At 45.0% G+C, this 24,468-nt stretch carries 21 protein-coding genes; all 21 read right to left on the bottom strand.

Annotation, left to right across the window (positions count from 1 at the left end; translation table 11 throughout):
* Positions 1 to 134: 134 nt before the first annotated feature.
* Positions 135 to 722 carry a dipicolinate synthase subunit B gene (gene dpaB, locus ABHN01_RS15400; protein ID WP_429876272.1) on the bottom strand — a complete coding sequence of 196 codons (588 nt, stop codon included), beginning with the start codon at positions 720 to 722 and terminating at the stop codon, positions 135 to 137.
* Complete coding sequence (gene dpaA / locus ABHN01_RS15405; protein ID WP_429876273.1) at positions 722 to 1,621, bottom strand: dipicolinic acid synthetase subunit A; 900 nt, start codon at positions 1,619 to 1,621, stop codon at positions 722 to 724. The genes dpaB and dpaA overlap by 1 nt, the downstream gene beginning before the upstream one ends.
* A 286-nt stretch (positions 1,622 to 1,907) precedes the next feature.
* Positions 1,908 to 3,146: a M16 family metallopeptidase gene (locus ABHN01_RS15410; protein WP_429876274.1), complete on the bottom strand. Its 1,239-nt coding sequence runs from the start codon at positions 3,144 to 3,146 to the stop codon at positions 1,908 to 1,910.
* Positions 3,147 to 3,232: 86 nt separating this feature from the next.
* Positions 3,233 to 4,216, bottom strand: a complete 984-nt coding sequence (locus ABHN01_RS15415; RefSeq protein WP_429876275.1) for a polysaccharide deacetylase family protein — start codon at positions 4,214 to 4,216, stop codon at positions 3,233 to 3,235.
* A 99-nt stretch (positions 4,217 to 4,315) separates the two neighbouring features.
* On the bottom strand, positions 4,316 to 6,436 hold the full coding sequence (gene pnp, locus ABHN01_RS15420) for a polyribonucleotide nucleotidyltransferase (protein WP_429876276.1): 2,121 nt from the start codon (positions 6,434 to 6,436) through the stop codon (positions 4,316 to 4,318).
* Positions 6,437 to 6,603: 167 nt separating this feature from the next.
* Positions 6,604 to 6,873 (bottom strand): 30S ribosomal protein S15, encoded by a 270-nt coding sequence (rpsO, locus tag ABHN01_RS15425; RefSeq protein ID WP_290399519.1) that lies wholly within the window; start codon positions 6,871 to 6,873, stop codon positions 6,604 to 6,606.
* Between the two features lie 138 nt (positions 6,874 to 7,011).
* Positions 7,012 to 7,950, bottom strand: a complete 939-nt coding sequence (gene ribF, locus ABHN01_RS15430; protein ID WP_429876277.1) for a bifunctional riboflavin kinase/FAD synthetase — start codon at positions 7,948 to 7,950, stop codon at positions 7,012 to 7,014.
* 24 nt (positions 7,951 to 7,974) lie between these two features.
* Positions 7,975 to 8,898, bottom strand: a complete 924-nt coding sequence (gene truB / locus ABHN01_RS15435) for a tRNA pseudouridine(55) synthase TruB (RefSeq protein WP_429876278.1) — start codon at positions 8,896 to 8,898, stop codon at positions 7,975 to 7,977.
* 71 nt (positions 8,899 to 8,969) lie between these two features.
* Positions 8,970 to 9,341, bottom strand: coding sequence for a 30S ribosome-binding factor RbfA (gene rbfA, locus ABHN01_RS15440; RefSeq protein WP_290399522.1), 372 nt, complete (start codon positions 9,339 to 9,341; stop codon positions 8,970 to 8,972).
* A 26-nt stretch (positions 9,342 to 9,367) separates the two neighbouring features.
* Positions 9,368 to 9,646 carry a DUF503 domain-containing protein gene (locus ABHN01_RS15445; protein ID WP_290399523.1) on the bottom strand — a complete coding sequence of 93 codons (279 nt, stop codon included), beginning with the start codon at positions 9,644 to 9,646 and terminating at the stop codon, positions 9,368 to 9,370.
* Entirely contained in the window at positions 9,643 to 11,892 is a 2,250-nt protein-coding gene (infB, locus tag ABHN01_RS15450) for a translation initiation factor IF-2 (RefSeq protein WP_290399524.1), read from the bottom strand. Before infB ends, ABHN01_RS15445 begins: the two co-directional genes overlap by 4 nt.
* 19 nt (positions 11,893 to 11,911) lie before the next feature.
* Entirely contained in the window at positions 11,912 to 12,214 is a 303-nt protein-coding gene (locus ABHN01_RS15455; RefSeq protein ID WP_290399525.1) for a YlxQ family RNA-binding protein, read from the bottom strand.
* Complete coding sequence (gene rnpM / locus ABHN01_RS15460; RefSeq protein ID WP_290399526.1) at positions 12,215 to 12,475, bottom strand: RNase P modulator RnpM; 261 nt, start codon at positions 12,473 to 12,475, stop codon at positions 12,215 to 12,217. It lies immediately after the preceding gene.
* A gap of 20 nt (positions 12,476 to 12,495) precedes the next feature.
* Positions 12,496 to 13,593, bottom strand: coding sequence for a transcription termination factor NusA (nusA, locus tag ABHN01_RS15465; RefSeq protein ID WP_429876279.1), 1,098 nt, complete (start codon positions 13,591 to 13,593; stop codon positions 12,496 to 12,498).
* Positions 13,594 to 13,610: 17 nt separating this feature from the next.
* On the bottom strand, positions 13,611 to 14,084 hold the full coding sequence (rimP, locus tag ABHN01_RS15470; RefSeq protein ID WP_429876280.1) for a ribosome maturation factor RimP: 474 nt from the start codon (positions 14,082 to 14,084) through the stop codon (positions 13,611 to 13,613).
* A 162-nt stretch (positions 14,085 to 14,246) separates the two neighbouring features.
* Positions 14,247 to 18,542, bottom strand: coding sequence for a PolC-type DNA polymerase III (locus ABHN01_RS15475; RefSeq protein ID WP_429876281.1), 4,296 nt, complete (start codon positions 18,540 to 18,542; stop codon positions 14,247 to 14,249).
* Positions 18,543 to 18,643: 101 nt separating this feature from the next.
* On the bottom strand, positions 18,644 to 20,356 hold the full coding sequence (locus ABHN01_RS15480; RefSeq protein ID WP_429876282.1) for a proline--tRNA ligase: 1,713 nt from the start codon (positions 20,354 to 20,356) through the stop codon (positions 18,644 to 18,646).
* Positions 20,357 to 20,377: 21 nt separating this feature from the next.
* Positions 20,378 to 21,655: an RIP metalloprotease RseP gene (gene rseP / locus ABHN01_RS15485; protein ID WP_290399531.1), complete on the bottom strand. Its 1,278-nt coding sequence runs from the start codon at positions 21,653 to 21,655 to the stop codon at positions 20,378 to 20,380.
* A gap of 16 nt (positions 21,656 to 21,671) precedes the next feature.
* Positions 21,672 to 22,820: a 1-deoxy-D-xylulose-5-phosphate reductoisomerase gene (locus tag ABHN01_RS15490; RefSeq protein ID WP_429876283.1), complete on the bottom strand. Its 1,149-nt coding sequence runs from the start codon at positions 22,818 to 22,820 to the stop codon at positions 21,672 to 21,674.
* 23 nt (positions 22,821 to 22,843) lie between these two features.
* Complete coding sequence (locus ABHN01_RS15495) at positions 22,844 to 23,638, bottom strand: phosphatidate cytidylyltransferase (protein ID WP_429876284.1); 795 nt, start codon at positions 23,636 to 23,638, stop codon at positions 22,844 to 22,846.
* 15 nt (positions 23,639 to 23,653) lie between these two features.
* Positions 23,654 to 24,412 carry an isoprenyl transferase gene (locus tag ABHN01_RS15500; RefSeq protein ID WP_429876285.1) on the bottom strand — a complete coding sequence of 253 codons (759 nt, stop codon included), beginning with the start codon at positions 24,410 to 24,412 and terminating at the stop codon, positions 23,654 to 23,656.
* Positions 24,413 to 24,468 lie beyond the last annotated feature (56 nt).

The raw sequence follows: 24,468 nt of genomic DNA on the forward strand, positions 1-24,468 counted from the left end.
GAATGTTTCTCCTTCTAGTGAAACATCTTTGTTTCTCTCCAGCTGCTCATACGAGAGAATCTTTTTGGAATACACATTTTATTTCACATTTTAACATACTTCCCGCTAATAGAAAGCTATTTTTAATGAATTGCTCAGCCGTTCATCCTGAGTACAGGCTGCAGCTGTTTTCCTTCGAGTGCAGCTTCTACTGTTTCAAGCAGATATTCCATATGTGCGACGAGTGAATTTTGCTTGTTTACAGGGTCATCCTGGCCAAACGGCACAAAATAAATGCTCTTGGCCGCCATCAGCCTCATAATATTCACACCATTTAACCCAAGTCCGTCATTTGTTGAGATCCCGAGTACGACAGGCGATTGATTCCGCATCGTAGCTTTCGCTGCCATCAGAACAGGAGAATCAGTCATCGCATTGGCGAACTTACTGATGGAATTGCCTGTCAAAGGGGCGATGATCATACAATCCAATGGTGTCTTCGGGCCAAATGGCTCAGCTTTAACGATAGAATTTACGGGTTCAATCCCCGTAAGCTCTGAAATTTTCCTTAGCCAGTCTTCACCCTCGCCAAACCGTGTATCCGTGTTTTGTACGGTGTGAGTCACAAAGGGTGTAACTTTCGCCCCTTCATCAATCAACTTTTTAATCTCAGGATAAACGGCGTCATACGTACAATGAGAACCAGTTAAGCCAAAACCAATGTGTTTTCCATTGACTTTCATCAAGGTTTCCCCTTTCGATTAACCATTTCTTCCTTTATTAATTGGGAAAGGACATTGCCGAGAATCTGTCCAGCCGTTTTCGGTGCCACAATGCCCGGCAATCCTGGTGCAAGGAGTGCTTTAATGCCCCTTTTTTCAGCATACTTAAAATCAGTTCCGCCAGGCTTAGAAGCCAGATCAATGATCAGTGTATGAGTTGGCATTTTGGAGATAATGTCTGACGTCACAATTTGAAATGGAATGGTATTAATGCAAACATCCGTATCAATCACTTCTTTTTTCAAATCATCGAGATGAAAAGGAATAAAACCCATCTCACTGATCCGTGCTAAATGTTCCGGTTTTCTTGCGCCAACTTTCACTCTTGCTCCAAGTGCTGCAAAAGCTCTTGCCACACTCATGCCCACACGGCCGAATCCTAAAACAACCGTGTTTGACTTATGGATGGTTGTATCGGTGTTTTGAATCACCATCATCAGGGTGCCTTCCACAGTCGGAATACTGTTGTAGATGGCTACATCATCCCTTTCGAAGAGCTGGGTGTGCCCCCGTCCGCTTTCAGCTAGGATGCCGTTCAGGTACTTATTCGTTATACCTGAATATACATGGCAATGCTCAGGGGTCTGCTTTAAATGCGAAGAAGTAATTACAATGCTTTTATTTGAGAAAATGGTATCAATCTCGCCATTCGGACCCGTGCCATTCACCGGCAGCACAATAAAATCTAATTTGGCAAAATCAACTTCTCCCATATCCATTTTCGAAGCTCCGGTAAACCCGTGATCCAGCTGATCAAACCCAACCAGCACAAGGTTGGCGCCTTGTTCAGTAAGCTTGCGGATCACTTCCAGCTGTCTGGCATCACCGCCAAATATGGCAATTTGCAAGTCAGTTAACATGCTTCCTCCCCTTTCTCTGTTGCTCCGCAAAAACAGGGGAAATCCTTGTTCATGTTCGCAACACCATCATATGATTCCTTTGCCTAGATGGTGACTCTCATTACTCGGCAGCAACAGTATTCAAACCCTTTATTTTCATTCTTCCTTTGCGATTCATCTCATTTACCTCAACAGTATATTCAAAATTACAAACGGGGATTGGTTAGACAACCTAATGACAAGCCCGAATTTAACAGTTTCCTTTGAAAAAGACATAAAAGAACCTGCAGCATATGCTGCAGGCGTCTTATTGCAATCCTTTAGGCAGATCACCTGTCGGGCTGACCAAGGATGCGGAACATTCATTGTCAAAAATTCGATGAATCAATGTATCTACGCTTTCTTTTGATACAGCATCGATGAGCTGCACCATTTCATCAAGAGAACGGTGATAGTTAAGAATCAATTCATTTTTACCGTTTCTGCTCATTCTGCTGTTCGTACTCTCAAGGCTGAGCATGAGGCTTCCTTTGATCTGTTCTTTTGAATTCATTAGCTCTTTGTCCGAAATACCTTTATCTTTAAGTTCATCTACGATCATACCAACCGTATTATACAGTTCATCGAGCTGACCTGGAGCGGTTCCTCCATATATGGTAAACAGCCCGTTGTCCCGGTACGCAGAGTGGTAAGAAAAAACAGAATAAGCGAGGCCTCTCTGCTCACGGACTTCCTGAAACAGCCTGCTGCTCATACTTGAACCAAAAATATTATTTAAAACGATCAGGGAGAACGTATCGGGATCTTTCAATGACAGTCCAGGGAAGCCAAGACACAGATGGGCTTGTTCTGTTTCTTTTTTCCTTGCCAGCTTCTCACTATGAAACACGGGAGCCTGGAGGCTTGAATCAGCTGGCGTGCCGCTATAGCCTCCGAACAGGTTCTCTACCTCTTTTATAAAACCTTCATCTACGTTCCCGGCTACAGAGACAACAACGTTCTCTGGTGTATAGTAATCTGCCATATAATCGCGGAGCGTCTTGCCGTTAAACGTATTCAGCGTATTTTCTGTTCCAAGGATCGGGTATCCAAGAGAATGCTGATGAAAGCTAGCTCTGCTTAATAGATCATGCACAATGTCATCAGGTGTATCTTCATACATTTTTATCTCTTCAAGAACGACGTTTTTCTCTTTCAAAAGCTCCTGTTCATCGAATGTAGAGTTGAAGAACATATCGGAAAGGACATTCAGGGCTCTGGGAGCATGGGTATCAAGAACCTTTGCGTAGTAGCATGTATATTCTTTTGAAGTAAACGCATTGACCTGACCGCCAATGCTGTCAAATGATTCTGCGATTTCCCTGGCGCTTCGGGATGTTGTCCCCTTGAAGAACATGTGCTCCAAAAAGTGGGATACTCCATTGTTTTCGGGAACTTCAAACCGTGATCCAGTACCAATCCAAACACCGATGGCAACTGAACGTACGGTTGGAATCTTTTCCAAGACGACTCTTACGCCGTTTGGACACGAATGTCTAATAATCAAACTTGTTTCCTCCTAGCTGTAATCCATCTCGATCAACTGTTTTCATAGGAACAATATACCATTAACATACCTATCATACAACAATGTTATTTCACTGGAGTTTTCGTGATCAAGCGTGTCTCGTCCAACAGGCCGGACACGGTTCCGATCGCATAGCCCTTGGCTTTAATGCCTTCGATCATCCGTTTAAGGCCATCAGCAGTGGATGAGGTTGGATGCATCAGGACCATCGCACCTGGATGGACTTTCCTTATCACAGATTCTGCCATCCTGCCGGGCTCCGGCTTTCTCCAATCCACGGTGTCCACACTCCAGAGGATCGTCTTCATCTTCTGTTCTGCAGCAATTTTGACAACATCATCCCGGTAGCTTCCGCTTGGCGGAGCAAACCACTTAGGAATGTTTTTCTTGCCCAGTGTCGCTTCAATCACTCGATTTGTGCTCGATAGCTCTTCTCTGATCCGCTCGTTGGTCATTCTCTTAAGATCGGGGTGTGTATACGCATGATTTCCGATCTCATGGCCCTCATCCAATATCATTTTTGCCAGGCTCGGGTTTTTCTTCACCCATGATCCATCAAGAAAAAACGTTGAATGAACATGTGCTTCCTTCATCGTTTTAAGCAGTTTCGGCAGATATTCGTTGCCCCACGCGACATTGACCAGCAGGCTTACCATCGGTTTTTCAGGATTTCCCTTATAGATCGGTGAAGGCGGCAGGTCATTCAGTTTTACCTTCGGAGGAATTTGCTTGTATACAAGTTTTTTATCATCAATGGTTTTAGAACCTCTCATCTTTTTATAAGAAGCGTCGACGTCCAGTTCAACGCCATTGTAACCCGGTACCGCTTTCCACACCCGGTCAACCGCTGCATTCACCGGCGCTTTGTTTACCTCACCAGCTTTTTTCTGAAGCTGATCATATAAACTGTTGCCCTGCATTTTAGAAACAGCGGCCGTTTGTGCTTTCATGCTTTGCAGATAAGTGGAGGTGAACGGGTTTTGCACCGTCCCGACGGTTACACCAACTATTAGAATCACCATACCCACATACAGCAGATTTCTTTTCATTGAACTCCCCTCCTGTAGAAAGGGTATGTCCATCACAGGCTTGTTAGAACATTGTCCGACTGTTTAAAGGCATAAAAAAAAACCGGTGTAACCGGTTTTTTATTGTTCACTATTCTTTTGTTCCTGTTCTTTCTTCTGCTCTTTTAAAACCGTTTTGCGGGAAAGGTTTACCCGTCCTTGATTATCGATCTCTGTAACTTTGACGCGGATCACATCGCCCAATTTCACAACGTCTTCCACTTTTCCGATTCGCTCTTCTGCAAGCTCAGAAATATGAACCAGTCCGTCTTTTCCAGCGAACAATTCAACGAAAGCACCGAACTTTTCAATTCGTTTTACTTTGCCGTCGTAATACTCCCCGACTTGGACCTCACGGACGAGATCAGCAATAATTTTTTGAGCTTTCTCGTTCATTGCCTGATCAGCAGAAGCGATGAATACCGTACCATCTTGTTCGATATCAATCTTAACGCCTGTTTCTTCAATAATCTTATTGATGACTTTTCCGCTCGGCCCGATTACATCTCTGATCTTGTCAGGATTGATTTTCATGGTAATGATCTTAGGCGCATAAGCTGATAGCTGTTTTCGAGGCTGATCCAAAGTTTTCAGCATGGAAGAGAGAATGTGCAGGCGGCCATCTTTCGCTTGAGTTAACGCCTGTTCCAAAATTTCACGGTTAATACCGGAAATCTTTATATCCATTTGCAGGGCGGTTACACCTTTTGCAGTACCCGCTACTTTGAAGTCCATATCCCCCAGGTGATCTTCCATTCCTTGAATGTCTGTTAGAACAGTCACATCTTCTCCGTCACTGACCAAACCCATCGCGATCCCAGCAACTGGTGCTTTTATCGGAACACCAGCATCCATCATAGCAAGGGTACTCGCACAGATGCTCGCCTGTGACGTTGATCCGTTGGATTCAAGAACTTCTGAAACAAGACGGATTGTATACGGGAAGGATTCCTCAGAAGGAATAACAGCCTCTAGGGCACGTTCTCCAAGGGCTCCGTGTCCGATTTCCCTTCGTCCCGGACCTCTCATGAAACCTGTCTCACCTACACTGAAAGGAGGGAAGTTATATTGGTGCATAAAGCGTTTTGACTCTTCTACTCCCAATCCGTCAAGCACCTGAACATCCCCAAGGGCTCCGAGTGTACATACACTTAATGCTTGCGTTTGTCCACGTGTGAACAGACCGGAACCGTGAGTACGTGCCAGCAGGCTGACATCTGAAGACAGAGGACGGATCTCATTGCTCTTTCTTCCATCAGGACGGATTTTTTCTTTAAGAATCAAGCGGCGTACTTCTCCTTTTATGAGAAGCTGAAGAACTTCCTTCGCTTCGTCCACTTTTTCTTCGTCTGTTTCTTCGTAATGCGCAACTACTCTATTTTTCAATTCATCAAGAGCGGCCTGACGTTCCTGTTTATCAAAAACACTGACAGCCGCGGTTAGATCAGCCCCAATAAAGCTGCGAATCTCTTCAACCAGTTCTTGGTCGACTTGATGAAGCTGAACTTCCATTTTTTCTTTTCCGACCTCTTCCACAATCTTTTCCTGGAATGCAATCAGCTTTTTGATTTCTTCATGAGCAAACATGATCGCTTCAAGCATTACTTCTTCGGGAACTTCTTTCGCTCCTGCTTCTACCATGTTGATTGCTTCCTTCGTTCCTGCAACAACGAGGCTAATATCACTTTTCTCGTTCTCTTCAACCGTAGGATTCACTACAAACTTATCATCCACCCGGCCTACTGTTACACCGGCAATCGGCCCTTCAAACGGAATGTTTGAGATGGAAAGCGCAAGAGATGAGCCGATCATTGCGGCCATTTCTGAAGAACAGTTCTGATCCACACTCATTACCGTGCTGACAACCTGTACTTCATTACGGAATCCATCGGCGAACAGCGGGCGGATCGGGCGGTCGATCAGACGGCTTGCGAGAATCGCTTTCTCACTCGGACGTCCTTCACGTTTAATAAAACCGCCCGGGATTTTCCCGACAGCGTAAAGGCGTTCTTCATAGTTGACTGTTAAAGGAAAAAAGCTTAAATTCTTAGGTTCTTTCGATGCAACGGCTGTTGAAAGCACAGCTGTGTCGCCATAACGGACGAATACGGCTCCGTTTGCCTGTTTTGCAAGATTTCCGATTTCAAAAGACAGTTCTCTGCCTGCCCAGTCCATAGAAAAAATACGTTTCTCTTGTTCCATTTCTTCTGGTACTCCTCTCGACAATAAAACAATATTATGTCTATATTATATCCTAAACTGATCTTTCCTAAAAAGAAAAACTAGGCTTGTTCTTTCAAAATATAGCTGTTTGATTATGTATGGGTTTTTTTACAGAAAAAAAGCGGGAAATATTCCCGCTTTTCCGATTAACGACGTAATCCAAGCTTGTTGATAAGCTCACGATAACGTGTGATATCTTTATTACGTAGATACGTTAGCAAGTTACGGCGCTTACCTACCATTTTCAAAAGACCACGGCGTGAGTGGTGATCCTTCTTGTGAGTACGTAAATGGTCATTAAGAGTGTTAATCTGCTCTGTAAGGATAGCGATCTGAACTTCTGGAGATCCAGTATCAAGATCATGCGTTTTGTACTCGCTGATCAGTTCATTTTTACGTTCTTGAGAAATTGCCATCCTGTTCACCTCCTTTGTTCGATAGCCCCGGCAACCTAGCATGCGTCGGTGAAATCGCGATGCCAAGCAGCGGTTACTTTGTACATTGAAGTACAAATAATAGATTACCTCTTTTTAAAGAATAATGCAAGAGCCAGCCTACTTTTCATAAAAAAAATCTAGAGCTGCCTGTTTGTCAGCTGATATCTGCTTGACAAGACTGTCAACCGAATCGAATTTTTTTTCATCGCGGATCCGGGACAGCCAGTATACTTCAACCGTTTTCCCATATATGTTTGAAGAAAAATCAAAAAGGTGTACTTCAATTGACGCCTCCCGGTCTTCATGGAAGGTCGGTTTCTTGCCGATGTTCGCGACTCCGTTATATACCGTATCACCGATCTCCACCTGAACGATATACACCCCGTTGGCAGGTATCAGATAGTCGTCATTGCTGCTGATGTTGGCCGTTGGAAAACCGATGGATGTCCCCCTGCTTTCACCATGGATGACCTCCCCCGTTATGGAATAAGGCCTGCCCAGGTATTCAGGAATCTGATCGACGTCGCCTTCCTTGAGAAGATTACGTATCAAGGTAGAGCTTATCTTTTGGCCATGAATCTCCATTTTTTCAATGACGGTCTGGGAAAATTCTCCTTTAGCATACTCATTCATCTTGGCCATATTTCCTTTTCCAAACTTGCCATACGTATAATCGAAGCCAGCGACCACATGTCTGACGTTCAGTCCGGTCAAATATTCCTGAATAAACGTCAGTGGTGCGAGTGATGCAAATTCTTCATTGAACTCCACTAGATAAAAAATATCAATCCCCATTTCTCGAAGCAGAACTTCTTTTTTCTCCAATGGGGTTAAATAGGAAACATGCGCTTCTTTTTTCCCTAACACAACAGAAGGATGGGGATGAAACGACATGACTGCTGAAACCGCTTTTTGTTCACGTGCAATTTTTGCTGCCGTCCCTATCACTTTTTGATGTCCTTTGTGTATGCCGTCGAAATACCCTAGAGCCAAGACTGTAGGGGGGAGTTCATTTTTTTTCAGCTGGTGAGGATGTGACAGTGTAATTGTTTTCAAGAATCCACCTTCTAACTCTTTGCCTTACTCTACGGCTAAAATTTTTTCTGGTTTCATTAAATGCGGTTTTTCAGGATGTTTTTTATAGATGGCAAGGCATTGTCCTTTCTTATTATAAACGGCAAACGGGTTATTTTGCACACCTTTTGCCATAGGCAGAACGGCTCCGTGCTTGATTTTCCGTTCCATATCTTCATCAGCGATGATGGATTCAAAGTGTCCGATCGCTTTTTCAATGGGCAGGAACAGCTCATCCATCGTCCCGTTTTCTGCGGCTGATTCTATTTCTTCAAACGTAAAACAGTCCTTCAGTTCAAAAGGTCCTGAACCGACTCTGACTAATTTAGACATGTGGGCGGGATAGCCCAGCTTTTTGCCCATATCTACCGCGAGTGTACGTATATAAGTTCCCTTGCTGCACTTAACAGAAAATGAGAAGGAAGGAAATGGCCCCGGAAAATTTTTTTCTTTAGAAAGAAGTTTAAGGTCGTAAATGACCGCTTCGCGGACCGGTCTTTCCACTTCGACTCCTTCACGGGCATATTGGTACAGCTTTTTACCGTTTACTTTTACAGCAGAAAACATAGGAGGAACCTGCTGGATCACTCCTCTGAACGAATCGAAGACTTTCTCCACCTGATCAGCGGCGAACCCTCCTGGGACCTCTTCTGTTTCAACGGTGTCCCCGTGGGCATCTTCCGTCGTTGTTGAACGGCCAATCGTTGCTTCAGCTTCATATGCTTTTGGATAATCGGTCATATATTGGGCAATTTTCGTGCCTCTTCCGACACACACCGGCAAAACACCAGTCACTTCCGGATCCAGTGTACCGGTATGCCCGACCTTTTTAGTTTTTAAAATTTTTCTTAACTTGGCCACACAGTCATGCGATGTCATTCCTGCCGGCTTTAATAAAGGCAAAACGCCCTCTGGCTGTTTTAATGCCATCATCCTACCACCTTTGCGAGCCCTTGCAATTTATGTGCATCAAAAAAAGAGGCAGACAAACAAATGCCTGCCTATCTCTTATTGTGATCGTTTTCTTCATCAGAATCTTTAATATCGGTCAGCAACGTTTCTATTCGGCTTCCATACTCAATGGATTCATCGAATTTAAATGAAATTTCCGGCGTCTTGCGCAAACGGATTCGTCTGCCGATCTCTGTTCGGATAAAACCTGATGCTTTTGCCAGACCGCGAAGTGTCTGTTCTTTTTGTGCATCATCTCCAAACACGGAAATATAAACAGTTGCCTGCTGTAAATCTCCCGTAACTTCAACACCTGTTACAGTTACAAAGCCAATGCGGGGATCTTTTAGCTTCCGGCCAATAATATCGCCAAGTTCTTTCTTCATCTGCTCTCCAATGCGATTGGATCGGATTTTGCTCATTGTTCCACCCCGTTTCTATCTGTCCATTATAACCACTCAATTGTAGTTGTTGTCACTTCCAGCTCAGGAATGCTGCTGATCAGCTTGATCGCTTTCTGAAGTTCCTGTTCTACAATTAGTTTGTCCTTTGAAATGGTTACAATTCCAAGTTCAGCTCTCTGCCATAAATCATGAAAGTCGGTCTCGGAGACAGCAAGATTAAATTGCTGTCTTAACCGAGTCACGGCCTTTTTAACTACCGAGCGTTTTTCCTTCAGTGAATGTGATTCATAGATGAAACATTCGACCGTCAGGAAACCAATCATGCCCGTTTGATCTCTTCCATGATGTAGGCTTCGATGACGTCTCCTTCTTTAATGTCATTGAACTTTTCTAAAGTTATACCACATTCATACCCAGCACTAACTTCTTTTGCGTCATCTTTAAATCGTTTAAGGGCATCAATCTTACCTTCATAGATAACGACACCGTCACGGATCAATCGAACGGTTGAATCGCGTGTTACTTTTCCGTCGGTGACGTAACAGCCGGCAATCGTTCCGACTTTTGAAACTTTAAAGGTTGTTCGGATCTCAACCTGGCCGATGACCTTTTCTGCGAACTCTGGATCAAGCATCCCCTTCATCGCAGACTCGATCTCTTCGATCACGTTATAGATGATGCGGTGCAGGCGAACATCGACTTTCTCGGTTTCAGCGGTACGTTTAGCGTTATTATCAGGACGGACATTGAAACCGATTATTATCGCATTGGAAGCAGAAGCTAAAATGATATCTGATTCAGTGATCGCACCGACTCCAGTGTGGATAATCTTAACCTTAACGCCTTCCACATCGATCTTCTGAAGGGAACCGGCGAGGGCTTCTGCAGATCCTTGAACATCTGCTTTAATGATAACATTGATTTCTTTAATATCGCCTTCTTTGATCTGGTTGAATAGATCTTCGAGGTTCAGCTTTGATGATTCTTTGCGCTGAGCTTCTACTTGCTTTTTGGAACGGGCTTCACCGATCTGGCGTGCTTTTTTCTCATCAACAAATACCATAAACTGATCGCCTGCTTGAGGCACTTCGTTCAGTCCCGTAATCTCAACCGGAGTTGAAGGTCCCGCGACTTTAACACGGCGTCCGATGTCGTTGACCATCGCGCGGACACGTCCGAACGTATTTCCGACAACGATCGGATCTCCTACATTCAATGTTCCGTTCTGAACGAGGAGAGTAGCCACTGATCCTCGCCCTTTATCAAGCTGTGCTTCAATAACAGTGCCTTGTGCTGCACGTTTCGGATTGGCTTTCAGCTCTTCTACTTCTGCAACAAGCTGAATCATTTCAATCAGGTCATCGATTCCTTCACCTTTAAGGGCTGATACATTCACGAAGATTGTATCGCCGCCCCAGTCTTCAGGAACGAGTCCGTGTTCCGTTAATTCCTGCATGACACGGTCCGGATTTGCCGCTTCTTTATCCATCTTGTTAACCGCAACGATGATCGGCACCTGAGCTGCTTTCGCATGGTTGATCGCTTCTATCGTCTGAGGCATAACACCGTCATCGGCTGCCACGACAAGGATCGTAATATCTGTAACTTGTGCTCCTCTTGCACGCATCGTTGTAAATGCAGCATGGCCTGGAGTGTCAAGGAACGTAATTTTCTTTCCTTTATCTTCAATCTGGTAAGCCCCGATGTGCTGTGTAATTCCGCCAGCTTCACTAGCTGTTACTTTTGTATCACGGATCGAGTCCAATAGGGTTGTTTTCCCGTGGTCGACGTGCCCCATGATCGTTACAACCGGTGGACGAACCTGAAGATCCTCTTCTTTATCGACGTTCTCGTAGTTTTCAAACTCGGTTTCATCGATGATGATCTCTTCTTCTACCTCTACGTTATAGTCACCCGCGATCAACTCGATGGTTTCTTTGTCCAGTTCCTGGTTGATCGTAGCCATAACACCAAGGAACATTAATTTTTTAATAATTTCAGATGGCTCTTTTGCCAGCTTTTTAGCCAGTTCACTTACCGTCAAAGAACCTGAGAATGTTATCTTCTCTGGAGTAACTGGTACCGGCTTAGGCTGTGGTGCCGGTGCAGATTTGCCACGGTTATTATTGTTGTTCCTATTGTTTCTGTTCTTGTTATTATGATTGCTGTTGTTATTTTTATTGCCAGGCTTAAAGTTGCCGCCTTTTTGTCCAGGTCTGGCGTTCTGGCTGTTGTTTCCGGCTTTAGGAGTTGGTTTGCTGTTCTGGCTGTTGTTCGGTTTTTTAGGTGTGTCGTCTTTTTTGATTTTCATGGTGTTCTCTTTTTTACTTTCTTTTTTATTTTCTACCTTGTTCACGTTGGATGAATTCTTTTTCTGTTCTATTTTATGTTTCTCCTCTGTCATCTTATTTTTGGGCTGATATGCATCGTTTAATCTACGGATCGCGTCTTCATCAATCATTGACATATGATTGGATACATCTACGTTCATCGTCTTTAATTTATCGATGATATCCTTGCTTTGAACATTTTGTTTTTTTGCATATTCATACACACGCATCTTACTCATATGTTCACCCCCGATTGGTTTAATCAAGTAAAGCAGCTAACTTTTTTGTAAAACCATCATCTGTCACGGCAACAACAACCCGCTGGTCTTTGCCGATGGCACTGCCGAGACTGTAGCGGTCATCTACCCATTTCACTTCCACTTTATAGTAGGAGCATTTATCAGTAATTTTTTTTCTGGTGTTAGCCGATGCATCCTGAGAGAGAATAACAAGCTTTGCGTTCTGCCGCTGTACAGCTTTAACAACGAGCTCCTCTCCGGAAATACACTTTCCTGCGCGGTTTGCCAACCCCAGCAGTGAAGCCCATTGAGATGCTGCCAATTAGAGGACTCCTTTTTCAAGTTCTGAGAACACTTCATCTGTAACAGGTGCTTTCAGCTGATTGCTCAAGCTTCCTTTTTTCTTTGCGAGAGCAAAACAGGATGCCTGGTTGCACAAATAAGCACCTCTGCCCGATTTTTTCCCCGTTCGGTCAACGAAAACTTCACCTTCGGGAGAACGGACCACACGCACTAATTCTTTTTTTGGTTTCATTTCCTGGCAAGCCACACATTTACGCATAGGAATTTTACGGGTTTTCATCCGGCTCCACCCCCATCTTCTTAAAACTCTTCTTCGGAAAGTCCGAAATTCTCCTCGGCTTCTTCACTGTTATAAAGTCCTGACTCTTCAGCATCAGACTGGCTTTTAATATCAATCTTCCAGCCTGTCAGTTTAGCTGCAAGCCTCGCATTTTGCCCGCGCTTTCCAATCGCAAGTGACAGCTGATAATCAGGCACGATCACTGTTGTCATCTTTTCTTCTTCATTGACAAGCACTTCAAGCACTTTTGCCGGGCTTAGTGCGTTTGCAACATAAACCACCGGATCTTCCGACCAGCGGACGATGTCGATCTTCTCGCCATTCAGCTCGTTAACGATCGTCTGTACCCGGCCGCCTTTTTGGCCGACACAAGAACCAACCGGGTCGACTTCAGGATCAGCTGCATGTACAGCAATCTTGGAGCGGTCTCCAGCTTCTCTGGCAATGGATTTAACTTCTACCGTTCCGTCATAGATTTCAGGAACCTCTAGTTCGAAAAGACGTTTCAGCAATCCTGGGTGTGTTCTTGAAACAAGAATTTGCGGTCCTTTTGTTGTTTTTTCAACTTTTGTAATGAAAACTTTAATTCTGTCGTTCGTCGTGTATTTTTCACCGGGCATCTGTTCTGTTGCAGGAAGCAATGCCTCAACACGGCCAAGGTTCACATAAATATAACGGTGATCCTGTCTTTGGACAACCCCAGTGATAATATCTTCTTCACGGTCAATGAACTCAGAGAAAATAATTCCTCGTTCAGCTTCTCGGACTCTTTGGGTGACGACCTGCTTCGCCGTCTGTGCAGCAATTCTTCCAAAATCACGCGGAGTGACCTCCAGCTCCACAATATCTTCCAGCTCATATTGCGGATTAATCTTCTGTGCCTCCTCCAAAGAAAGTTCCTGTCTTGAATCGGTTACTTCTTCAACCACGTTTTTTCGGGCGAAAACCCGAATGCTTCCTGTCGTTGTGTTGAAGTCCACTCGTACATTCTGTGCCTGGTGAAAGTTTCTTTTATAAGCAGAGATCAATGCAGCTTCGATCGCTTCAATTAATATATCCTTGCTGATTCCTTTTTCTTTCTCCAAAAACGTCAGTGCATCTAACAGCTCGCTACTCATCCATCTTCTCCCCTTTATTAATTGAACACAACCGCAAGTCTGGCACTTGCTATCTTGTTATATGGCAGTTCTACCTCGGTATTGCGGGTTTTAACTTTAACCTGCAGTTTTACAGTTTCTCCGTCAAATCCCAGCAGCTTGCCTTCAAACTCCTTTGCACCATCCACTTGTTCATACATTTTAATGTGTACATTTTTCCCAATCGCTTTTGTAATGTCTTCCGGTTTTTTCAAAGGCCGTTCAACACCAGGCGATGATACTTCCAGAAAGTATGCCTGTTCAATCGGATCCGAAGCGTCCAGCTTTTCGCTGAGCCGTTCACTTACCGTACCGCAGTCCTCAATGTCTACACCAGTTTCATTATCAATAAATACGCGAAGGAACCAGTTTTTTCCTTCTTTTACAAACTCAATATCTACCAGCTCAAGGTTTAGCTCTTCAAGAATCGGCGTGACGAGCTCTTCGGCAGTTTCAGTGATTTTCTTACTCATTGGAATCCTCCCTTCTACCAAAAAAATCCTTTTCCAAAACGAAACGAAAGAGTGGGTTTCCCCACTCTTTTCCCGAAAGGTATTCATAAGTATTTCCAAATTTACTATATCATAACCTAAGGGTTTGTGCAACTTGCGCTTGCCATCAGCCTTTTTCCTGCATCAGAAAAGAGAGAGCTGGTTGGCTTCAGGCATGCCTGCAAGACAGCCCTGTTCATCGAGATAGTCAATGATCGTTTTAGACAGGCGGGCCCTTTGCTGAAGATCCTCTTTAGAAAGGAACTCCCCGTCTTCCCGTGCCTTCACAATATTGAGCGCCGCATTGGTTCCAAGTCCTGCAATAGAGTTGAACGGCGGAATGAGCTGATCTCCTTCCACTAAAAACTCAGTGGCGCTGGAACGGTAAAGATCGACTTTTCCGAATGAGAAGCCACGTTCGCACATTTCAAGTGCGAGTTCAAGAACCGTCTGCAGATTCTTTTCCTTTGTAGAGGCATCGAGCCCTTTAGAGGTGATCTCTTCTATTTTAGCTTTGATAGCGCTTGAGCCTCTGACCATGGCGGTAATATCAAAATCGTCTGCACGGACCGTAAAATAAGCAGCATAGAAAAGAATTGGATAATGAACTTTAAAGTACGCAATGCGTACAGCCATCAAAACATAGGCTGCGGCATGGGCTTTCGGGAACATGTACTTGATCTTCAAGCAGGACCCGATATACCAGTCCGGTACACCGTTCTTTTTCATCTCTTCTACCCATTCAGGGATAAGGCCTTTTCCTTTACGGACACTCTCCATGATTTTAAAGGCAAGTGACGGATCCAGTCCTTTATAGATCAGATACACCATGATATCGTCACGGCAGCCGATCACGTCTTTTAGTTCGCATGTTCCATCCGCGATCAATTCATTCGCATTGTTAAGCCAAACATCAGTACCATGAGAGAGTCCTGAGATCTGTACAAGTTCTGAGAACGTGCTCGGCTTCGTTTCTTCAAGCATCTGACGGACAAACTTTGTACCAAATTCCGGGATGCCCAGTGTTCCTGTCTTACAAAGGATCTGATCTTCTGTTACACCGAGTACTTCCGGCCCTGAAAATATTTTCATAACTTCCTGATCAGAAGCTGGAATCGACTTCGGATCAATACCGCTTAAATCCTGGAGCATACGGATGACGGTCGGGTCATCGTGTCCCAGTATATCAAGTTTCAGCAGGTTATCATGGATGGAATGGAAGTCAAAATGCGTCGTTTTCCATTCTGAATTTTTATCATCCGCCGGAAACTGGATCGGGCAGAAGTCATAAATATCCATGTAATCCGGCACAACGATAATTCCGCCGGGATGCTGGCCTGTTGTCCGCTTTACGCCGGTACAGCCAGAAACCAGCCTGTCCACTTCTGCAGAGCGGAACGTGATATTGTGATCAGAAGCATAACCTTTTACATAACCGTATGCCGTTTTTTCAGCAACAGTGCCAATGGTTCCCGCTCTGTACACATAGTCTTCTCCGAAAAGTTCCTTTGTGTAGTTATGGGCCCTTGGCTGATATTCACCGGAAAAGTTCAAATCAATATCCGGTACTTTATCACCTTTAAAGCCGAGGAACGTTTCAAAAGGTATGTCCTGCCCGTCTTTTCTGTAGAGCACTCTGCAGTTCGGGCATTCCTTGTCAGGAAGGTCAAAGCCTGATCCAACTGAACCATCATCAAAAAAGATAGATTCCTTGCAATCCGGACAAACATAGTGAGGAGGAAGAGGGTTTACTTCAGTAATTTCAGTCATCGTTGCTACAAACGACGATCCGACTGATCCCCTCGAACCTACGAGGTATCCGTCAATCAGTGATTTCTTAACGAGCTTGTGGGATATCAGATAGATAACGGCAAACCCGTGACCGATGATGCTGTTCAGTTCTTTTTCCAAGCGTTTCTCTACAATCTCAGGGAGGTCATCGCCATAGATGCTGCGGGCCATCGAATAGCTCATGTTCCTTATGTCTTCTTCAGCACCAGGAATTTTGGGCGTGTACAAGTCATCAGGAATCGGCTTGATCTCTTCAATTAGAGCGGCCACTTTTTGAGTATTCTCTACCACGACTTCAAACGCTTTTTCTTCTCCCAAGAACGAGAAACATTCCAGCATCTCGTCGGTCGTCCTGAAATGCACTTCTGGAAGGCTCTGCCTGTTCAGCGGATTTGCCCCTCCCTGGCTTGAAATCAGGATTTTCCGATAGATGGCATCGTTTTGCTCGAGATAGTGGACATTCCCTGTTGCCACGACGGGTTTTCCGAGTTTTTCACCCAGTTTGACGATGTTGCCGATAATCTCCCTTAAAGCCATTTCATCCTGTATCAGTTCTCTCTCAATTAAATGATAGTAGTTCGAAGGCGGCTGAACTTCAAGGTAATCATAAAACTTAGCAATCTCTTCAACTTCCGCTGGCGCTTTCTGCATCATGCCCTCAAATACTTCACCTTTGTCACAGCCTGACCCAATCAGCAGCCCTTCCCGGTATTTTGCAAGCCTGGAACGCGGAACCCTCGGTGTTCTGTAAAAATAGTTTAAGTGGGATTCAGACACGATTTTGTATAAATTTTTCAAGCCCAGCTGTGTTTGGGCCAACAGGATGCAGTGAGAAGGCCGGCTCCTCATATAGCCGCCCTGACCCATGTTTTCGTTCAGCTGGTCATGGAACTCTATTCCTTTTTGGAAGGACTCTTTTAACAGTTTCCATAAAAGGTAGCCTGTAGCTTCTGCATCATAGATGGCCCTATGATGCTGGGTCAGCTCGATATCAAACTTTTTACAAAGAGTGTTCAGTCTGTGGTTCTTTAATTCCGGAAGAAGGAAACGCGCAAGTTCCAGGGTATCAATGACCGGATTGCTCGCCTCTGATATCCCGATCTTACGGAACCCCTCGTTTAAGAATCCCATATCAAAGCTTGCATTATGGGCTACGAGGATATCATTGCCGATAAATGTCTCAAAACGCCTTAAGACTTCCTCAATCTCCGGGGCGTTCCTAACCATATCATCGGTGATACCCGTCAGATTGATTGTGGTGTCTGAGAGTGCCTCATGCGGATTCGCAAACGACTCAAAACGATCAATGATCTCACCGTTGTGCACCTTTACGGCCGCGAGTTCAATAATCTTGTTATAGACGGCGGATAAACCTGTCGTCTCAACGTCAAAAACAATGTATGTCTCATCAGCGAGAACGCGGTGCTGCTCATTGTACGCGATCGGTACCCCGTCATCCACGAGGTTCACTTCCACACCATAAAGCACTTTTATTCCATTCTTCTTCCCGGCCGAGTAGGCTTCCGGAAAAGATTGAACACCAGCATGATCAGTGATTGCTATTGCTTCATGACCCCACTTGCTCGCCTGCCCGATCAGTCTTGATGCAGACGTGACAGCGTCCATTTGGCTCATCGGTGTATGAAGATGGAGTTCTACCCTCTTCTTCCCTTCCTCAGCGAGATCCTTCCTCGTTTCGGGAGAAATCTCATTAATATCATTCGCGATCATCACAAGATCACGAACGAATGTATCGTTCTGGATTCCGCCCCGAACCTTAACCCATATCCCTTTTTTCACAGCTTGTAAAATGGGAATATCCTCTTTATCCCTCGAGAAGATCTTGACCATGATCGAATCGGTGTAATCTGTAATCTTAAACGTCAGCAGCGTCCGTCCGCTTCGAAGCTCTCGTGTCTCCGCATCAAATACGTAGCCTTGAAGAGTAACTCTGCGTTCTTCGTCTTGTATCGTTTCAATCGATACGGGCTCATCAGGAATCTTGTAACCTATCATAATCTCCGCCGGTGCAGAAGAAGATTCCCGCTTGTCCGCTTTCTCCTTCTCGATCAATGCAGCAAGCACTTTATCAGCATCTTCCTGCTTTTTTTGATCTTCGAACTTCTGAAACTCTTCTTCACTATGCCTGACTTCAATCTCGAGAGAGACAGATTCCATACCAAACGAACGGTATACTTCTGTCATCGCTGAAGAAAGTTTTCGTTTGATGAGCAGCCCTTCCGCTTCGTTTCTCACGGTGACTTTTATCTTATTACCCGTTACTTCAGGCGTCTGTCCCAATAGGGCAGGAACGAGGGAGCTGGCTGTTGACCTAAGCTGATCACAGCATATTTCCCAATATTGGCTTAATAATGTTTCTTCACATTCCTTCGTCTCACAGCGGACAGAAAAAGAAACTTTTGCAATATGTTCAAACGCCTGGGTTAGTTTTGCGGTAAAAAATGTGTATACATTCGCAGGCATTGGCTTAGGCAATAAAAAATAAAAATGCCAGCTTCTGTCGTTTTTGTCGATGGCAAGTTTTTGAACGCTACCGTCGCCAAGATGCTTCCGCAGTTCTTCCGGAATACCAATCTGGTCCAGCAACAGGGAGAAGCGTTCTTTTCTTACCTGATCGTCACTGTTCATGATGCCCTCCTTCCATAAATAAGGGGGATGACTTAGGTTGAAAAGCCCAATTCCCCAAAGTGTTCCTTCAGGTGTCAGGCACATAAGTCATCCCCTGGATGCTAGCGTGCTAATATTTCGCGGTGGCGTTTAACTGCCTCCACGAGTTCAGAAACATGGATCTCAGTGACTTCACCCGTTTTTCTGATTTTCAGTTCGACAATTCCTTCAGCTGCTTTTTTCCCTGCTGTTACACGAAGAGGAATTCCGATAAGGTCCGCATCAGCAAATTTCACACCTGCACGCTCTTTTCGGTCGTCATACAGGCAATCATAACCGGCAGCCTTTAACTCAAGGTAAAGCTTTTCACCAAGATTGGCCTGGACTTCGTCTTTGCTGTTGGCCGCGATCAGATGTACATCAAACGGTGAAAGTGCTACAGGCCAGATCAAACCTCTTTCATCGTTGTTCTCTTCAGCTACAGCCGCAAGAGTACGCGAAACACCAATTCCATAGCAGCCCATCGTCATCACTTGATTCTTTCCGTTCTCATCAAGAAACGCTGCATTTAACGGTTCACTGTAGACTTGTCCAAGCTTGAAAACATGCCCCACTTCAATGCCTTTCGCGAACTGTATGCTTCCTCTTCCGTCAGGTGAAGGATCCCCTTCCTGAATGAAGCGAAGGTCACCGAACTGAGAAACGCTAAAATCTTTGCCATGATTCGCATTTTTGTAATGATAGTTCTGTTGATTTGCGCCGATCACTGCGTTCACCATGTATTCTACAGCTGTGTCCGCAATGACCTTCACATTTTCTGATACTGCAACCGGGCCGATATTGCCTGGTTTGCATCCCATGGTTGAATGTGTCTGCTCAGCAGATGCAAGCTCCACCTGGTCTGCACCCAGTATGTTCTTCACCTTGATATCGTTCACTTCATGATCCCCGCGAACAAGGACAAGTACCGGTTCTCCGTCTGCGATAAACAGAATGGATTTGATGATCTGTGAGGTTTCTATATTTAAATAGGCTGCCACTTCTTCGATCGTTTTCGCGTCATCCGTTTTAACTTTTTCCAGTTCTTTCTTTTCTTCACCAGATGCTTCATACACCGTGTTGACCGGAGCCATTTCAATGTTAGCTGCAAAATCGGATTCGGTAGAGTAAGCAATCAGGTCTTCACCGATATCAGAAAGAACCATAAATTCATGGTTATCTTTTCCGCCAATCGCTCCTGAATCCGCAAGTACGGCTCTGAAATTTAAACCGCATCGGCTGAAGATCGCTTTATATGCCTCTTTCATTCCTTCATACGTGACATCAAGGCTTTCTTTGTCGGCATGGAAGGAATAAGCATCCTTCATGATGAATTCACGGCCTCTTAACAGCCCGAAACGAGGGCGTTTCTCGTCTCTGTATTTTGTTTGGATCTGAAAAAGATTAAGAGGGAGCTTTTTATAAGATTTCACTTCATCCCGAATCAGGCTCGTGATGACTTCTTCATGTGTCGGGCCCAGGGCAAATTCACGCCCGTGCCGGTCTTTTAAGCGCATGAGCTCCGGTCCGTAAGAATACCATCTTCCTGACTCCTGCCACAATTCAGCAAGCTGGAGCGCCGGCATGCCCAGTTCATTGGAACCTGCGTTTTCCATTTCCTCGCGAATGATGGTTTCCACTTTATGCAATACCTTTTTGCCTAATGGCAAAAACGAATAGATACCTGCCGCATTCTGCCGGATGAATCCAGCCCGGAGCAGCAGCTGATGGCTCACTACATCGGCGTCAGCCGGGACTTCCCTTAATGTTGGTGCGAACAACCTGCTTTGCTTCATCTCTCCACCTCAACTAAAAACTTATTGATCAATTTTATCTAAAAAAAACTTATGGATATCATTCCATGTGACGACAAGCATCAGGAGCATCAAAAACGCGAATCCAATAAAATGGACGATCCCTTCTTTCTGAGGGTCGATCGGTTTTCCTCTCAAGGCTTCAATTGCTAAGAACAGCAGTCTTCCTCCGTCAAGTGCCGGAAGTGGCAAGAGGTTAAAAATGGCCAGGTTGATGCTCAAGACAGCCGCCCATTGCAGCAGCATAGGAATGCCGCCCTCAGTTGCTTTATTCGTATATTCGTAAATTCCTACCGGGCCGGAAAGCTGATCGAACCCGTGTTTTCCTGTGATCAAGTCACCAAGGCCGATAAATATCATCTTCGTCATGAACCACGTTTGTTTTGCACCATAAGAAACGGAACCCTGCAGAGAAAACTCGGTCGACGGATAAGCTCCGATAAACCCTTCTTTATTCCCTTTGTTATCCATGTCCCTTTCTCCTGGGGTCACTGACTTTTTAAGAATCTGTCCGTTTCTGTCAATTTCAAAGGTCATCTCTTCACCAGGGTTCTGCTGGATGAAGGACACCAGTTCTTCCCAGTTGCTCACTTTATCACCGTTTACAGAAAGGATTTTGTCGCCTTTCTGGAGACCGGACTTAACCGCCGCCCCATCCGGAGCGAGATTTCCAAGTCTCGCCTCTTTTGTTGGGATACCCTGAAACAATGAAAAGCTCATCAGTACGATGAAGGCAAGAAGCACGTTCATAAACGGACCGGCAAAGATCGCTAATGTACGCTGAATGAGCGTTTTAGAACCAAACTGTCTGTCGATTGGCGCGATCTGAATCTCCTGGTGGTCGGCGACATACAACGCCTTGGGATCGACTTTATAGCTGTGGCGTTCGCCTTCCTCATTTTCAAATCCGCGGATCAACAGCTGCCGTTCCAGATCAGCACTCTCAACGGTGATCACTTTTTGGATCTCATATTTCTCTTTATGGTTAACGATAATTTTCTGAACATTGCCTTCACGGTTAAAAATCAAACCTACCCTGTAGCCGGGCTTCAGCTCAATCCCTTCCGGGTCTTCACCAGCCATCCTTACAAATCCCCCAAGGGGAAGCAGGCGTACCGTATAGGTTGTTTCATTCTTTTTAAACGCAAATATTTTAGGGCCGAACCCAATGGCAAACTCTCTGCAAAGAATGCCAGCTCTTTTGGCGAGAAGCAAATGGCCGAGCTCATGAAAGAACACAAGTGCACCCAATATAATAACGATGGCAATGACTGTATTCATAACCTTTTACCCACCTTTAATTTAGTAGTGACTGAACAAACTGCCTTGTTGATCGATCGATCGCCTGTATCTCTTCCAGAGTTGGCCGTTCAATGAATTCATGCTGTTCCATTGCCTTTTCGATATATTCCTCAATCGTTAAGAATGAAATCTTCCGTTCAAGGAAAAGCTGGACGGCTTCTTCATTCGCAGCGTTCATGGCTGCAGGCATCGTTCCGCCCTTCTCTCCAGCTATGTACGCAAGCTTGAGGCAGCGGAACCTCCCCTCATCCATCTTTTCAAAATGAAGTTTGCCGAGTTCCCATAAGTTTAACCTTTTGGATGACGGCAGTTCAAGTCTCTCGGGATACGTAAGCGCATATTGGATCGGAACCCTCATGTCAGGTCTTCCAAGGTGAGCCAGTGTGCTGCCGTCCTTGTACTCTACCATAGAGTGTATGATGCTTTCTTTATGCAAGATGACGTCTATTTTGGAATATGGCATATTAAACAGCCAATGTGCTTCTATGACTTCGAGCCCTTTATTCATCATCGTAGCCGAATCGATGGTTATCTTCGAACCCATCGACCAGTTGGGATGTTTCAGGGCCTGATCCACTGTTACGTCCGCCAGCTGGCTTCTCGTATAGTCACGGAAACTTCCGCCGGAAGCCGTCAAAATCAGGCGGTCGATCCGGTTAGGATCTTCTCCATTCAGGCATTGAAAGATCGCTGAATGTTCACTGTCTACCGGAAGAAGCCGAACCCCAGACTTTTCAGCGAGATCCATCACGATATGTCCTGCTGTTACGAGCGTTTCTTTATTTGCAATCGCAATGTCTTTACCCGCTTTGATGGCATGAATGGTAGGAAGAAGCCCCACACTCCCCATCACGGCACTGACGACGATGTCGGATTCATGATCGGCAGCCGCCTGGATCAGTCCTTCTTCTCCGAAAACGACACGGAATCCGCCTCCAAGCTGTACACGAAGGCGGTCTGCATCCTCCTTATTTTGGACAGCGATCACTTCGGGTTTAAACTTATGGATGATTTCGAGCCCTTTTTCCATATTCTTTCCAAAGGAAATAGCTGTTAATCGGAACTGTTCAGGGTGCTGTTCGATCACGTCAAGAGTCTGTACGCCGATCGACCCTGTGGCACCCAACAAACTAATTTTTTTCATAGAGTACTCCTTGTCCTTTTCTCTTAAGCAAGCAAGTGCAGAATATGCAGGAGGGGAAGAACGAACAGCCAGCTGTCCGTTCGGTCTAAAATTCCGCCATGCCCCGGAAGCAGATTGCCGGAGTCCTTCACCCCATAATGCCGTTTAAATGCAGACTGTGCCAGATCCCCGATTTGACCGAAAATACCTGCAATTACTGCCATTAGCACGACGACGGAGAGCGTAAACGGAATAAAGTTAAACACATAGCACAACAAGCCCACAGCAATACTGGTGATAATTCCGCCGACAGCCCCCTCAACGGTCTTATTTGGGCTGATCACAGGCCATAGCTTTGTTTTTCCGATGGATTTACCAGTAAAATATGCTCCTGAATCAGCTCCCCAGATCATGAATAAAATGAAGAACAAAATATGCAAGCCGTGATCCAACAGCCTTGTCTCAAGGATATAGTGGAATCCATATCCGACATATAAAGAAGAAAGAATGACGAATCCAGCATCATCAAACGTAAATCTGTTCTTCGTTATTACCGTCACCACGAGGATCAGCAGCAAGCCGAGAACAATCGGTTCTGCACCTGAGAAATTTGAAAGATACGTGTCTTTCCAATTACCCGGGATAACGGTCGTTAGTGTCAGCAGCAAGCCGATCATCCCTTCAGCGGACAAGATCGTTATCTTTTTCATTCTAAGCAATTCGTACAGACCAATCACTGCCAAGGCGATGATAACGAGAGTAAAGGGCCAATTGCCATAGACAGTTACTCCTATAAATAGAAGTGCGGCAATCACACCCGTGATGATACGTTGCTTCATAAATCCTCCTTCTTATTATACACCGCCATACCGCCGACCGCGATTTTGATAGTCGAAAATGGCTTTTTTTAAATGTTCTTCCGTAAAATCCGGCCAGTTGATGTCGGTAAACCAAAACTCACTGTAAGCGAGCTGCCAGAGCATAAAATTACTGAGGCGCACCTCACCGCTTGTTCTGATCAACAAGTCAGGATCGGGCAGGTTAGCACTCATCAAGTACTGGCCGATCAGCTCTTCGCTAATATCCTCTTTCTTTACAGCCCCTTTGCCGATGTCATCAATAATCTGAGCAAGTGCGGTTGTAATTTCGTTCCTGCTTCCGTAGTTCAAGGCAAAATTCAAAACAAGACCCGTATTTTGCTTCGTTGCTTCTATCGCCTCGTCCACAGCCTGAATGGTATGTATCGGCAATACTTCTTTTTGACCCATTATTGCAACACGGACATTCTGTTCAATCAGTTCAGGTAAAAAGCTGTTCAAGAACTCTCCGGGAAGCTTCATCAGAAAGTCCACTTCATCCCTCGGACGCTTCCAGTTCTCAGTAGAAAAAGCGTAAAGTGTAAGCACCTTAACTCCAAGCGCATTGGCTTGCTTGACCACTCTTTTTACAACCTTCATTCCTTCATGATGTCCGGCAATCCTTGGGAGACCGCGCCTTTTTGCCCAGCGTCCGTTGCCGTCCATTATGATTGCGACATGAGCGGGAATGGAATCTTCTTTTATCGTCAACGCTGATTTTTCTTCTTTTTTCCAGAATGTAATTCTGTCAAGCATGGCAGAGCCCCCATTTAATCCAGACTTAACAAAAAAACCCCCTGTATAAAGAGGGC

It is taken from the genome of Fictibacillus sp. NRS-1165 (assembly GCF_050468105.1).
Classification (GTDB): domain Bacteria; phylum Bacillota; class Bacilli; order Bacillales; family Fictibacillaceae; genus Fictibacillus_C; species Fictibacillus_C terrinigri.

Excerpts from the sequence above, each read along its gene's own strand:
- dpaB (WP_429876272.1), bottom strand. The coding sequence starts at position 722 with ATGAAAGTCAATGGAAAACACATTGGTTTTGGCTTAACTGGTTCTCAT.
- dpaA (WP_429876273.1), bottom strand. The coding sequence starts at position 1,621 with ATGTTAACTGACTTGCAAATTGCCATATTTGGCGGTGATGCCAGACAG.
- ABHN01_RS15415 (WP_429876275.1), bottom strand. The coding sequence starts at position 4,216 with ATGAAAAGAAATCTGCTGTATGTGGGTATGGTGATTCTAATAGTTGGT.
- pnp (WP_429876276.1), bottom strand. The coding sequence starts at position 6,436 with ATGGAACAAGAGAAACGTATTTTTTCTATGGACTGGGCAGGCAGAGAA.
- rpsO (WP_290399519.1), bottom strand. The coding sequence starts at position 6,873 with ATGGCAATTTCTCAAGAACGTAAAAATGAACTGATCAGCGAGTACAAA.
- truB (WP_429876278.1), bottom strand. The coding sequence starts at position 8,898 with ATGGCATTAAAACAGCCAGAGGGCGTTTTGCCTTTATTAAAGCCGGCA.
- rbfA (WP_290399522.1), bottom strand. The coding sequence starts at position 9,341 with ATGAGCAAAATCCGATCCAATCGCATTGGAGAGCAGATGAAGAAAGAA.
- ABHN01_RS15445 (WP_290399523.1), bottom strand. The coding sequence starts at position 9,646 with ATGATTGGTTTCCTGACGGTCGAATGTTTCATCTATGAATCACATTCA.
- infB (WP_290399524.1), bottom strand. The coding sequence starts at position 11,892 with ATGAGTAAGATGCGTGTGTATGAATATGCAAAAAAACAAAATGTTCAA.
- rnpM (WP_290399526.1), bottom strand. The coding sequence starts at position 12,475 with ATGAAAACCCGTAAAATTCCTATGCGTAAATGTGTGGCTTGCCAGGAA.
- nusA (WP_429876279.1), bottom strand. The coding sequence starts at position 13,593 with ATGAGTAGCGAGCTGTTAGATGCACTGACGTTTTTGGAGAAAGAAAAA.
- rimP (WP_429876280.1), bottom strand. The coding sequence starts at position 14,084 with ATGAGTAAGAAAATCACTGAAACTGCCGAAGAGCTCGTCACGCCGATT.
- ABHN01_RS15475 (WP_429876281.1), bottom strand. The coding sequence starts at position 18,542 with ATGAACAGTGACGATCAGGTAAGAAAAGAACGCTTCTCCCTGTTGCTG.
- ABHN01_RS15480 (WP_429876282.1), bottom strand. The coding sequence starts at position 20,356 with ATGAAGCAAAGCAGGTTGTTCGCACCAACATTAAGGGAAGTCCCGGCT.
- rseP (WP_290399531.1), bottom strand. The coding sequence starts at position 21,655 with ATGAATACAGTCATTGCCATCGTTATTATATTGGGTGCACTTGTGTTC.
- ABHN01_RS15490 (WP_429876283.1), bottom strand. The coding sequence starts at position 22,820 with ATGAAAAAAATTAGTTTGTTGGGTGCCACAGGGTCGATCGGCGTACAG.
- ABHN01_RS15495 (WP_429876284.1), bottom strand. The coding sequence starts at position 23,638 with ATGAAGCAACGTATCATCACGGGTGTGATTGCCGCACTTCTATTTATA.
- ABHN01_RS15500 (WP_429876285.1), bottom strand. The coding sequence starts at position 24,412 with ATGCTTGACAGAATTACATTCTGGAAAAAAGAAGAAAAATCAGCGTTG.